Below are 11,977 nucleotides of genomic sequence, written 5' to 3'. Positions count from 1 at the left end.
CGCAACGTTGGCAGGGGGCTGTGCGTATGATCGCAACGTCCCCCTTCCGGAGCCCGCCATCGATGCGTCCCTGCCTGGCCCTGCTGCCGATGCTGCTCGCCACCGCCCCCGCCTGGGCGGATGCAGATACCTATCGCCTCGATCCGGTGCATACGCGTGTGCTGTTCACCATCGACCACGCGGGTTACTCGCAGGCGATGGGGACGGTCTCCGGCAGTGAGGGCCGCCTGCAGTTCGATCCCGACAACTGGCGCGAGGCCACACTGGATGTCGAGGTCCCCGTGTCGCGATTGGACCTTGGTGATGCCAAATGGAACCAGGCCACGCTGGCCCGCAGCCTTCTGGATGGCGAGCGTTTCCCGAAGGCACATTTCGTCTCCAGCCGGGTCGAACCGATCGATGCCAGGCGCGCCCACGTGATCGGTACCCTGACCCTGCGCGGCGTCAGTCAGGAAGTCACCCTGGACGTGACCCTCAACGCCATCAAGCGCTACCCCCTCCCCCCGTTCCGACGCACCGCCGGTTTTTCCGCCAGCACCACGCTGAGCCGGCGCGCGTTCGGCATCACCGCCTGGCCGGGCGTCATCGGTGATGCAGTACAGCTGAGGATCGAGGCTGAAGCCACCCTCGACCGCAGCGACGCCCCGGGAACTCCCGCTCCCGTTCCGCACTCCGACCCCAAGACGGCCCGCTAGAGGACCTTTCATGACCGCCAAGAACACCCCCGCCGCCTGGGGGAGTGTCAGCCAGATCCTGCATTGGTTGATCGCACTGCTGATCCTCGCCCTGGGCATGGTCGGCCTGACCATGGGCGAACTGCCCAAGACGCCCAAGTACTTCTGGGTCTACACCGCACACAAGTCGATCGGCATCACCGTACTGGCGCTGGTGCTGTTCCGCCTCGGCTGGCGCCTGTACGCCGGCGCCCCCAAGCCGGTGCCGGGCGTGCCCAGCTGGCAGGAGCGCATCGCCAGCGCCACCCACGTGCTGTTGTATGTGCTGATGTTCGCCATCCCGCTGTCGGGCTGGCTGTACGACTCGGCCAGTGGCCTGCGCCCGTTCCGCTGGTTCGGCCTGGTTGATGTGCCCAAGCTGAGTGGCCCGGATCCGCAGGTCGTCGCGGTGTCCCACGCCATCCACGAATACGGCTTCTGGCTGTTGATCGCGGTGGTGCTGGCCCATGCCGGCGCTGCCTTCTACCACCACCTGTTCCAGCGCGATGCAACGTTGTCCCGCATGTTGCCGCGCGGCTGGCTCGCCTCCCCTCAGAAGGACTGACCGATGAACCTGAAACTGACCACTCCGGCCGCCGTGGCCGCCGCCCTGGCCGGCATGCTGGCCACCGCCCCGGCGCTCGCCGCGGACTACGCGCAGGCCCCCGGCGCCGGCTCGATCCTGGTGTTCGCCACCAAGTACGACGGCGAAGTGTTCACCGGCAGCTTTCCGGGCTTTGCCACCAAGCTCAGCTTCGACCCGGCCAACCCGGCCGCCGGTTCGCTGGACGTGGTGATTCCGCTCGCCGGTGCCAAGAGCGGCAACAGCGACCGCGACTCGACCCTGCAGACCGCCGACTTCTTCAACGTCGGCAAGTTCGCCACTGCGCGTTACACCGCCAAGGGCTTCCGTGCGGTGGGCAACGACCAGTTCGCCGCCGACGGCACGCTGGAGCTGCGCGGCGTCAGCAAGCCGGTCACCCTCACCTTCACCTGGAAGCCGGGCACCCAGCCGGTGTTGACCGGCAAGGCCACCGTCAAGCGCCTGGACTTCGGCGTCGGCAGCGGTGACTGGGCCGACACCAAGACCATCCCGGACGAAACCGCGATCAGCACGATCGTGAAGTTCGACGCGAAATGATCAACAGGCCGGGGCACCGCCCCGGCCATCATCTCCGGTGGTGCCGGCCGCTGGCCGGCAACCTCACCGATGCGGGCAGGTGCCGGCCAGCGGCCGGCACTACCGATCGACGGCCAGCCACGCCCGAACCGCAGCCGCGTCGAACGGCCAGTCCAGCTCACGGTCGCCGCGCTCGTCGCGCAGCACCGGCACCCGCGCGCCGTAGCGCGATTCCAGCGCTGGCTGGTCATCCAGGAACACCGATTCGAATTCCGGCGCCCGGGCCTTGGCCAGCTCGGCCAGCGCCATGTCGCACAGGTGGCAGTCGTCACGCTGGAACAGAGTCAACACCGGCAGGGTCCCCTTGGTGGAAATGCTGCGCCGCAGCCATTGAAGTGCGGCGTGAACCGCTAGAATAGCGGTCTCTTCCGGTACCCGCAGTACGGCAACCATGGCTGTCAGCACGTTCGACGTTTTCAAGATCGGCATTGGCCCGAGCTCCTCGCACACCGTCGGGCCGATGAAGGCCGCCGAGCGATTCATCCACCGCTGGTTGCTCGACCCGGGCCGCCTGCACGAGGTCGCGCGCATCCGTGCCGACGTCTACGGCTCGCTGGCGCTGACCGGCCGCGGCCATGGTACCGACAAGGCGATCCTGCTGGGCCTGGAAGGGCAGCGGCCGAACCTGATCGACCCGGACATCATCCCGGCCACGCTGGAGCGCATCCGCAGCAGCAAGCGCATCCAGCTGATGGGCCAGCACGAGATCGCCTTCGACGAGAAGCGCGACCTCGGCATGAACAAGCGCCAGAAGCTGCCCTACCACACCAACGGCATGCGCTTCACCGCGTACAACGCCGAGGACGAAGTGATCGCCACCCGCGATTATTACTCGGTCGGTGGCGGCTTCGTGGTCAACCAGGACGACGCGGCCGATGACCGCATCGTGCCCGACGAGACCCCGCTGCCCTACCCGTTCAAGAGCGGCGACGAGCTGCTGGCGCAGACCGCACGCAGCGGCCTGAGCATCGCCCAGCTGATGTTCGAGAACGAGAAGTGCTGGCGCAGCGAAGACGAGATCCGCGCCAACCTGCGCGAGATCTGGAGCGCGATGCAGTCGTGCGTCGCGCGTGGCATCCGCGAGGAAGGCGTGCTGCCGGGCGGCCTGAAGGTCGGCCGTCGCGCACCGGCGCTGTACCGCGAGCTGTCGTCGAAGCCGGAAGCGGCGATGCGCGATCCGCTGACCACGCTGGACTGGGTCAACCTGTACGCACTAGCGGTCAACGAAGAAAACGCCGCCGGTGGTCGCGTGGTGACCGCGCCGACCAACGGTGCAGCCGGCGTGCTGCCGGCGGTGCTGCATTACTTCGACCGTTTCTGCCCGGGCGCCAACGAGCAGCGTGTGTTCGACTTCCTGCTGACTTCGGCGGCGATCGGCATCCTGTACAAGGAAAACGCTTCGATTTCCGGTGCCGAAGTGGGCTGCCAGGGCGAAGTGGGCGTGGCCTGCTCGATGGCGGCCGGCGGCTTGGTCGCGGCGCTGGGCGGCAACCCGAGCCAGATCGAGAATGCTGCGGAAATCGGCATGGAACACAACCTGGGCCTGACCTGCGACCCGATTGGTGGACTGGTGCAGATTCCTTGCATCGAGCGCAATGCGATGGGTGCGGTGAAGGCGATCAATGCCTCGCGCATGGCGATGCGTGGCGACGGCAAGCACAAGGTGTCGCTGGACAAGGTGATCAAGACCATGCGCGATACCGGCCGCGACATGCAGGACAAATACAAGGAAACCAGCCGCGGTGGCCTGGCGGTGAACGTCATCGAGTGCTGATGGCCGCAGCCAGGCATGGCCTGGCTCTACCCTGCAGCCGGGCGTGAGCCCGGCTCAACATCGGACGACACCGTCACCGCGTTCCGGTTAGGCTCGGGGCTCCCCTACCCCGGATTGGCCCCATGCGCGTGATCGCTGCTGCCCTGCTTGCCTGCCTGCCGCTGTCCGCGCTTGCCGCGCCGACCTATGGTCCGCGGCTGGAAGGTTTCGACTATGGCTATCCGGTGAAGACTTTCGCGCTGGAGTCGCAGCGGCAGCCACTGGAAATGGCCTATCTGGATGTCCTGCCCAAACGCCGCGCCATCGGCGTGGTGGTGCTGCTGCACGGCAAGAATTTCTGCGCAGCCACCTGGCAGCAGACCATCGCGCCGCTGCTGAACGCCGGCTACCGGGTCATCGCCCCGGACCAGGTGGGCTTCTGCAAATCCAGCAAGCCCGAACGCTACCAGTATTCGTTCGCGCAGCTGGCCGCCAACACCCATGCCCTGCTGCAACAGCTGCAGCTGGGTGATGTACCGGTGCACCTGGTCGGTCATTCGATGGGCGGCATGCTGGCGGTGCGCTACGCGCTGATGTTCCCGCAGGACCTGCGCAGCCTGTCACTGGTCAATCCAATCGGGCTGGAAGACTGGAAGGCGCTGGGTGTTCCCTGGCGCAGCGTGGACACGTGGTACGCCGGCGAAATGAACATCAGCTATGACAGCATCCGCCGCTACCAGCTGGACGTGTACTACGACGGCAAGTGGAAACCGGCGTATGAACCGTGGGCGCGGATGCAGTCGGGCATGTATGAAGGCCCGGGCAAGCAGGTCGTTGCATGGAGCCAGGCACTGGCATCGGACATGGTGTTCAACCAGCCGGTGGTCTACGAACTGAAGAATCTGCAGGTGCCGACCACGTTGTTCATCGGCCAGAAGGACCGCACCGCGATCGGCCGTGACCTGGCGCCGCCTGCGGTGAAGGCGACGCTGGGCAATTATCCGGTGCTGGGCAGAGCAGCGGCCGCGGCCATTCCGGGCGCGACGCTGGTCGAGTTCGCCGAACTGGGCCATTCGCCGCAGGTGCAGGACCCGAAGCAGTTCAATGCGGCATTGTTGAAGGCGTTGAGGTCGCGTTGAGATTGCGGGCCCGCCGGGCATGGCCCGGCGAGCGCAGCAGCACGGACATCAACCCACGATCCGCAGCACGTCATCCAGCAACGCGGCCGCAGTGACTTCCGCACCCGCGCCCGGCCCCTGGATCAGCAACGGCTGGCGGCGGTAGCGATCACTGTGGATGGCCACGCGGTTGTCGGTGCCCGCACCCTGCGCCAAGGGGTGATCGGCCGGCAACTCGCGCAGGCCTACCTGCGCACCCTCGCCATCAACGCGGCCGACGAAACGCAGCACACGACCATTGTCGCGTGCCTGCTGCCAGCGCGCCTGCAGCGGCGCATCCAGCTGCTCGAGCGCAGCCACCGCATCCTCCAGCGGCAGCGCTGCCAGCGCTTCAGGCACCAGTGAATCCACCTGCACCTGCGAAGCATCCAGCGCCAGCCCGCTGCTGCGCGCCAGGATCAGCAGCTTGCGGCGCACGTCCTCGCCGGACAGATCCAGACGCGGGTCCGGTTCGGTATAACCGGCCGCCAGCGCCTCGCGCACCGCCGCCGAGAACGGCGATTGGCCGTCATAGCGATGGAACAGCCACGCCAGCGAGCCGGACAGCACGCCCTCGATGGCGTGGATGTGGTCGCCACCGGCTACCAGCGCGCGCAGGCTGCTCAGCAACGGCAGGCCGGCACCGACGGTGGCGCTGTCGCCATAGCGTGCGCCACTGTCTGCGCAGCTCTCGGCGATGGCCGTGGCACGTGCCAGCTGCGCACCGCGGCCCAGCTTGTTGGCGGTGACCACGTGCACCCCACGCGCCAGCCACTGCACGTGACGTGCGGCCACATCTTCGCTGGCAGTGGCGTCGACCACCACGTCACCCCGTTCCAGCCCTTCGGCGTTCGCCCATGGCGGCGAACTGAGTCCGTCACGCGGTGCGCGTCGTGCCAGCTCCAGCGGCAACGCCAGATCACGGTCGATCGCCAGTGCGGTGCGCGAATTGGCCAGCCACTGCACGCTGGGCAGTTCCAACCCGCGTGCCTGCAACGCCTGGTAACGCTGCACGAAGGCCGAGCCCACCGTGCCGGTGCCGAGCAACGCCAGGCGTCCCACGCCCAGCGCAGGAATGTCAGCGGCGAGCGCGTTCATGCATCCACCACCTGTTTGCGGCGCGCAGCCGCATCGATCACCGCTTCGGCGCGCTGCAGCGCTGCGCCGAGATCAGCCAGCAGGTCACGCTCGGCCTCGATGCCGACCGACAGGCGCAGCAGGCCTTCGCTGATGCCGGCGGCCGCACGCGCTTCAGCGGTCATCGCTGCATGGGTCATGGTGGCCGGGTGCGCGATCAGGCTTTCGACGCCACCCAGCGATTCAGCCAGGGTGAAGCAGCGCAGGCCATCGACGAAGGCACGCACTGCGGCATGCGGATCATCGCCTTCGCAGTCGGCCAGTTCGAACGACAGCATCGCGCCGAAGCCGCTTTGCTGGCGCGCGGCGATGGCGTGGCCCGGGTGATCGGCCAGGCCTGGGTAGTACACCGCGCCGACCGCCGGATGCTGGTCCAGCAGGGCGACGATCGACGCGGTGTTTTCCTGGTGCACGCGCAGGCGCGCATCCAGCGTGCGCAGGCCGCGCAGGGTCAGGAACGCATCGAACGGCGAGCCGGTCAGGCCCAGCGCGTTGCCCCACCACACCAGCTGCTCGTGCAGCGCCGGATCGCGCGCGACCACCGCCCCACCGACCACATCGCTGTGGCCATTGATGTACTTGGTGGTGGAATGCAGCACGAGGTCCGCGCCGAACGACAGCGGCTGCTGCAGTGCCGGCGACAGGAAGGTGTTGTCGACTACCACCAGTGCACCGGCCTTGTGCGCGGCCTCGATGACGAAGCGCAGGTCGGTGATGCGCAGCAGCGGGTTGGACGGCGTTTCCACCAGCACCAGCTTCGGCTGCGTGGCCAGCGCCTGCGCCAGCGCGCGCGGATCGGTCAGGTCGGCGGTGACCAGTTCGAAGTGGCCCTTCTTCGCCAGCGCATTGAACAGCCGCCAGCTGCCGCCGTATGCATCGTGCGGCACCACCAGGGTGTCGCCCGGCTGCAGCAATGCGTTCAACACCAGGTTGATCGCACCCATGCCGGTGGCGGTGATGACACCGCCGGCGCCGCCCTCCAGTTCCGCCAGCGCCTCGCCGAGCAGGTCACGGGTCGGGTTGCCACTGCGCGTGTAGTCGTACTGGCGCTTGTTGCCGAAGCCTTCAAAGCTGAAGTTCGACGACAGCACGATCGGCGGCGTGACCGCACCATGCGCGGTGTCCCGATCGATGCCGGCACGGACGGCGGCAGTGGTGCGACTACAGGACGGCTCGTTTGCGTGCAGGCTCATGCGGACTCTCCAGAAGTGCGGAAGGCGGTGGCGAGGATCGCGTCGATGCGATCGGTTTCTTTGAGGAAGGCGTCGTGGCCGTAGGGCGAGCGCAGCACGCGCAGACTGCCGCGCGGGCCCAGCCCTTCGACCAGACCGACCAGGTCGGCCAGCGGCACCAGGCGGTCACCCTCCACCGCGACAACTACGGTGGGCGGCAGGATCGCGGTGGGGTCGACGCGGTGCAGGTCGATCGATTCGGACAGGCGCAGGTAAGCAGTCACTGGCGTGCGCGCGACGTACTGCGCACCGGCCGCATCGAGATAGTCTTCGGCGGCCACGCGCACGCGGCCATTGATCACTTCCGGCGCGGCATCGAAGCGCTCGCCGAACTCTTCCGGGGTGCGGTAGCTGAGCATGGCGAACTGCCGGGCCAACGCCAGACCGTGGTCTTCGCCGCACTGCAGCTGGCCCAACGCGACCGCGCGGCGCTGCAATGCGCGCCAGGCGGCGGCATACGGATGCGGGCGATGCGCGCCACTGGCCAGCACCAGCTGGCGCACGCGTGCACGGTGGCGGATCGCGAACTGCTGGCCGACCAGCGCCCCGTAGGAGTAGCCCACGAACGCCTTCAGCGTGCGGATGCCGAGATGGTCCAGCAGCAGCGCCAGTGCATCGGCCTGGTCGGCGGTATCGATCGGCACATCCAGTGCACCATCGGCGCCGATGAAGTCGAAGGCCAGTACACGCAGCTGCTGCGGATCCAGCGCGCGCCCGCTGCCGACCAGGTCTTCGGCCCAGCCCTTCTCGCTGAACTGTGCATTGGACGCCACGTGGCGATGGGCGGAAATGCCGCCGGCCAGCACCACCACCGGCGCATTGGCCGGGCCGACCCACTCATAGCGCAGGCGCACCGGGCTGGGGCCGGCGTGACGCATCGACAGCACCGCGGCGAACTCACCGCGCTCGGCATGCACGCGGTCTTCGACCGGCACGCTGACGGGGACAAAGGGTTCGGGGCGAAGCGCGGTACTGGCGGCGAAGCTCATGGCGGGATCCGGTTGGGGAATCGGCCATCGAGCCTTCGCGGGGCCCGCGTTCGAGATGCACGTGGGGTGCATGGTTCGAACCATCTTTCGGTGGACGCCACGGTCCCCGCAGGATTTGGCACCTACGCAGACGCTTTCGCATCCGCGGGCTGCCCCGGCTTCAAAGGGCCTGTCCCTCTGCCGGTCTCGATGGTGGGGCCACGATGCCAGCCCTTTCCGGCACTGTCAATCCCTTCATGCGGATAAAGCGATGAATATTTTCAACGCGACTATGCGAAGGCGGTCGCGGTCGTCCTGTTCAGGATCGGCTACAGTCCCGGCGGTCCCTACCCTCTGGAACCACTGATGCTGCGCCTGCCCCTGACCTGCCTGCTGATGTCCCTGCTGGCGAGCACGACGGCCAGCGCCGGTGACTGGCGCCAGGGCTGGGGACTGGCTGCCTCGCCTGCCCCGGCAACCCGCGCAGGCAGCACCGAGGGCGCCGCCCCCATGGCCCGGCTGCGCCTGCAGCCGGTCGGCACGCAATGGCAGGCCCGGATCGACAATGGGCTGGCAGGACCGCTGCAGATCGAACTGCGCGCTGCACCCGGACGCCCGGTCGAAGGGCTGCCGCTGCAATCGCTGATCCAGGGCGACAGCAGCCTGGTGGTCGGCCACCTGCCCGCCCCGCTCGATGGCCGCACGCTGGATCTGCGCCTGCAGTCGGTGCCGGGCAACCCGGCCGCACAGGCCGAAGATGTCGCCTATCGCCTGCCTTTCGATGCGGCCCGTCCGCGCGTGGACCAGGCGCCGCAGGGCCGGTTCAGCCACGATGACGAGGAGAACCGCGACGCGGTGGACTTCGCACTGCCGGAGGGCACGCTGGTGCTGGCCGCGCGCGAGGGCACGGTGATGCAGATCCAGGATGGCTTCCGTGGCAACGGCCAGGACCGCGAACGTGATGGTGCCCGCGCCAACTTCATCCGTGTGCTGCACAGCGACGGCAGCATGGCGCTGTACGGCCACCTGCAGGCCGGCGGCATGCGCGTGCGTCGCGGCCAGGCGGTGGGGACCGGACAGCCGCTCGGCCTGTCCGGCAACAGCGGCTTCAGCAGCGCGCCGCACCTGCACTTCGTGGTGCAGGTCAACCGCGGCATGGGCCTGCGCTCGGTGCCGGCACGCATCTTCGCCGAGCAGGGCCAACTGCAGTTCGCCCGCCAGGGCGAGGTCGAGGGCGGCATCGGGCGCTGAACGGCCCCGGCCGGTATAATCGGGCGCTTATCTCTTTGAAAAGCGCCCCGGGCGGGCGCCACTGCCATGTCCGAAGTCGCCAACGAAGCGTCGCGTCGCCGCACCTTCGCCATCATCTCCCACCCTGACGCCGGCAAGACCACGCTGACCGAAAAGCTGCTGCTGTTCGGAGGCGCGATCCAGATGGCCGGTTCGGTCAAGGGCCGCAAGGCCGCCCGCCACGCCACCTCCGACTGGATGGCGCTGGAAAAGGAGCGCGGCATCTCCGTCACCTCCTCGGTGATGCAGTTCCCGTACGAAGGCAAGATCGTCAACCTGCTCGACACCCCCGGCCACGCCGACTTCGGCGAGGACACCTACCGCGTGCTGACCGCGGTGGACTCGGCGCTGATGGTGATCGACGTGGCCAAGGGCGTGGAAGAGCGCACCATCAAGCTGATGGAAGTCTGCCGCCTGCGCGACACCCCGATCATGACCTTCATCAACAAGCTCGACCGCGAGGGCAAGGACCCGATCGAGCTGCTGGATGAAGTGGAAACCGTGCTGGGCATCCAGTGCGCGCCGGTCACCTGGCCGATCGGCATGGGCCAGCGCCTGAAGGGGGTGGTCCACCTGCTGACCGGCGAAGTGCACCTGTACGAACCGGGCCGCAACTTCACCCGCCAGGACTCGACCATCTTCCCGTCCATCGATGCGCCCGGCCTGGCCGAGAAGATCGGTGCACAGATGCTGGCCGACCTGCGCGACGAACTGGAACTGGTGCAGGGCGCCAGCCATCCGTTCGACCTGGACGCCTACCGCGCCGGCAAGCAGACCCCGGTGTTCTTCGGTTCCGGCGTGAACAATTTCGGCGTGCAGCCGCTGCTGGACTTCTTCGTCGAACATGCCCCGTCGCCGCAGGCGCGTTCCACCACCGGCCGCGAGATCGCCCCGGAAGAGAACAAGCTGACCGGCTTCGTGTTCAAGATCCAGGCCAACATGGACCCGCAGCACCGTGACCGCGTGGCGTTCATGCGGGTCTGCTCGGGCCGCTTCAGCGCCGGCATGAAGACCTTCCACGTGCGCACCGGCAAGGAAATGAAGCTGGCCAACGCGCTGACCTTCATGGCCAGCGACCGCGAGATCGCCGCCGAGGCGTGGCCGGGCGATGTGATCGGCATCCACAACCACGGCACCATTTCCATCGGCGATACCTTCACCGAAGGCGAAGCAGTCACCTTCACCGGCATCCCCAACTTCGCCCCGGAACTGTTCCGCCGCGCCCGCCTGCGCGATCCGCTCAAGCTCAAGCAGCTGCAGAAGGGCCTGGCCCAGCTGTCCGAGGAAGGTGCGACCCAGTTCTTCCGGCCGCTGACCAGCAACGACCTGATCCTGGGTGCGGTCGGCGTGCTGCAGTTCGACGTGGCCGCCTACCGCCTGAAGGACGAGTACGGCGTGGAAGCCACCTTCGAGCCGGTCAGCGTGACCACTGCGCGTTGGGTCCACTGCAGCAACGAGAAGAAGCTGGAAGAGTTCCGCGAGAAGAATGCGCTGAACCTGGCGCTGGATGCGGCCGGCCACCTGGTCTACCTGGCACCGACCCGGGTCAACCTGCAGCTGGCCCAGGAACGCTCGCCGGACGTGCGCTTCTCGGCCACCCGCGAAGCGGCGCATACGGTTTCGGTGGGCTGATGCCAGCGGGCCGGATCCCTTTCCGCAAGGAAAGGGCTCTGCCCCCGGCCGTCGCGGGTGGTTCATCCACGCATGGCGTGGATCTACCGCTCACGGATTCATCGGCGCAACGCAGGGATTCACCCACCATACGGTGACGGGCGTGCACACGGCGGCCATCGCGGCGATGATAGGGGGACGCGGGTCCCCCTCCCCGTGAACGATGCCCATGCCCATGTCCACGACGTCCATTGCTTCGATCCGTGAAGAAATCGCCAGCGCCCTGACCCATGGCCTGGGCGCGGTGTTCGCCCTGGCCGCCAGCGCGGTGCTGATCACCCTGGCTGCGATCTACGGCGACGGCTGGCAGCTGGCCAGTGCGATCGTATTCGGTATCGCGCTGTTGCTGCTGTACACCGCCTCCACCCTGTATCACGCCATCCAGCATCCGGTCGCCAAGGGCCGCTTGAAGGTGTTCGACCACTGCGCGATCTACGTGCTGATCGCGGGCACCTATACCCCGTTCACCCTGATCGGCCTGCGTGGTCCGTGGGGCTGGGGCCTGTTCACCGCGATCTGGGCGCTGGCGCTGGGCGGCGTGGTGTTCAAGCTGTTCTACACCGGTCGCTTCAAGGTGCTCTCAACGGTGATCTACATCGCCATGGGCTGGCTGGTGGTCGTGGCGATCAAGCCGATGTGGGCTTCGATCGACGGCGGCACCCTCACCTGGCTGTTCGCCGGCGGCCTGTCGTACACGCTGGGGACCTACTTCTACCACCGTGAATCGATCCCGTATTCGCATGCGATCTGGCACCTGTTCGTGATCGGTGGCAGCGTCTGCCACTTCGTCGCGGTCACCATGCAGGTGCTGTAAACCAGCGTTCGAACGCGGCGTGTGCACACCACGCACATGGACGCTTCGCGCCCTGTCCACGA

At 67.5% G+C, this 11,977-nt stretch carries 12 protein-coding genes and 1 riboswitch; of the genes, 8 read left to right on the top strand and 4 right to left on the bottom strand.

The features are described 5' to 3' along the window. Positions 1-62 precede the first annotated feature (62 nt). From R1L06_RS06730 to R1L06_RS06720, 3 genes are read left to right on the top strand one after another with little or no spacing between them, the layout of a single operon-like run. On the top strand, positions 63-695 hold the full coding sequence (locus tag R1L06_RS06730; protein WP_049461928.1) for a YceI family protein: 633 nt from the start codon (positions 63-65) through the stop codon (positions 693-695). A gap of 10 nt (positions 696-705) precedes the next feature. Continuing rightward, complete coding sequence (locus R1L06_RS06725; RefSeq protein WP_317217247.1) at positions 706-1,278, top strand: cytochrome b; 573 nt, start codon at positions 706-708, stop codon at positions 1,276-1,278. A 3-nt stretch (positions 1,279-1,281) separates the two neighbouring features. Continuing rightward, positions 1,282-1,854, top strand: a complete 573-nt coding sequence (locus R1L06_RS06720; protein WP_010482754.1) for a YceI family protein — start codon at positions 1,282-1,284, stop codon at positions 1,852-1,854. A 99-nt stretch (positions 1,855-1,953) separates the two neighbouring features. Here R1L06_RS06720 and R1L06_RS06715 read toward each other — a convergent pair whose 3' ends face one another. Continuing rightward, the gene (locus tag R1L06_RS06715; RefSeq protein ID WP_149909241.1) at positions 1,954-2,184 is read right to left on the bottom strand and encodes a glutaredoxin family protein; all 231 of its coding nucleotides are present in this window, start codon (positions 2,182-2,184) and stop codon (positions 1,954-1,956) included. Positions 2,185-2,284: 100 nt separating this feature from the next. Between R1L06_RS06715 and R1L06_RS06710 the strand changes: the two genes are divergently transcribed. Further along, a complete protein-coding gene (locus R1L06_RS06710) occupies positions 2,285-3,667 on the top strand; it encodes an L-serine ammonia-lyase (RefSeq protein ID WP_024956918.1) in 1,383 nt (460 codons plus the stop codon). Positions 3,668-3,789: 122 nt separating this feature from the next. After that, on the top strand, positions 3,790-4,785 hold the full coding sequence (locus R1L06_RS06705) for an alpha/beta fold hydrolase (protein WP_317217246.1): 996 nt from the start codon (positions 3,790-3,792) through the stop codon (positions 4,783-4,785). Positions 4,786-4,833: 48 nt separating this feature from the next. On the opposite strand, the gene R1L06_RS06700 is transcribed toward R1L06_RS06705, so the two are convergent. From R1L06_RS06700 to metX, 3 genes are read right to left on the bottom strand one after another with little or no spacing between them, the layout of a single operon-like run. Further along, the gene (locus R1L06_RS06700) at positions 4,834-5,901 is read right to left on the bottom strand and encodes a homoserine dehydrogenase family protein (RefSeq protein WP_317217245.1); all 1,068 of its coding nucleotides are present in this window, start codon (positions 5,899-5,901) and stop codon (positions 4,834-4,836) included. Beyond that, complete coding sequence (locus R1L06_RS06695) at positions 5,898-7,133, bottom strand: O-succinylhomoserine (thiol)-lyase (RefSeq protein ID WP_032127792.1); 1,236 nt, start codon at positions 7,131-7,133, stop codon at positions 5,898-5,900. Before R1L06_RS06695 ends, R1L06_RS06700 begins: the two co-directional genes overlap by 4 nt. Further along, positions 7,130-8,161: a homoserine O-succinyltransferase MetX gene (gene metX, locus R1L06_RS06690; protein WP_049401407.1), complete on the bottom strand. Its 1,032-nt coding sequence runs from the start codon at positions 8,159-8,161 to the stop codon at positions 7,130-7,132. Before metX ends, R1L06_RS06695 begins: the two co-directional genes overlap by 4 nt. 77 nt (positions 8,162-8,238) lie before the next feature. Beyond that, positions 8,239-8,357, bottom strand: a riboswitch (SAM riboswitch). A gap of 149 nt (positions 8,358-8,506) precedes the next feature. On the opposite strand from metX, the gene R1L06_RS06685 reads away from it, so the two are divergent. The 3 genes from R1L06_RS06685 to trhA all read left to right on the top strand — a co-directional run bounded on the left by R1L06_RS06685 (position 8,507) and on the right by trhA (position 11,915). After that, positions 8,507-9,391: a M23 family metallopeptidase gene (locus R1L06_RS06685; RefSeq protein WP_317217244.1), complete on the top strand. Its 885-nt coding sequence runs from the start codon at positions 8,507-8,509 to the stop codon at positions 9,389-9,391. Between the two features lie 66 nt (positions 9,392-9,457). Further along, a complete protein-coding gene (locus R1L06_RS06680) occupies positions 9,458-11,062 on the top strand; it encodes a peptide chain release factor 3 (protein ID WP_014038155.1) in 1,605 nt (534 codons plus the stop codon). 214 nt (positions 11,063-11,276) lie between these two features. Further along, positions 11,277-11,915 (top strand): PAQR family membrane homeostasis protein TrhA, encoded by a 639-nt coding sequence (gene trhA / locus R1L06_RS06675; protein ID WP_005410682.1) that lies wholly within the window; start codon positions 11,277-11,279, stop codon positions 11,913-11,915. Positions 11,916-11,977 lie beyond the last annotated feature (62 nt).

It is taken from the genome of Stenotrophomonas mexicanensis, assembly GCF_032911605.1.
Lineage (GTDB): Bacteria > Pseudomonadota > Gammaproteobacteria > Xanthomonadales > Xanthomonadaceae > Stenotrophomonas > Stenotrophomonas maltophilia_A.
This window is presented reverse-complemented; position numbering and strand designations above follow the sequence as displayed.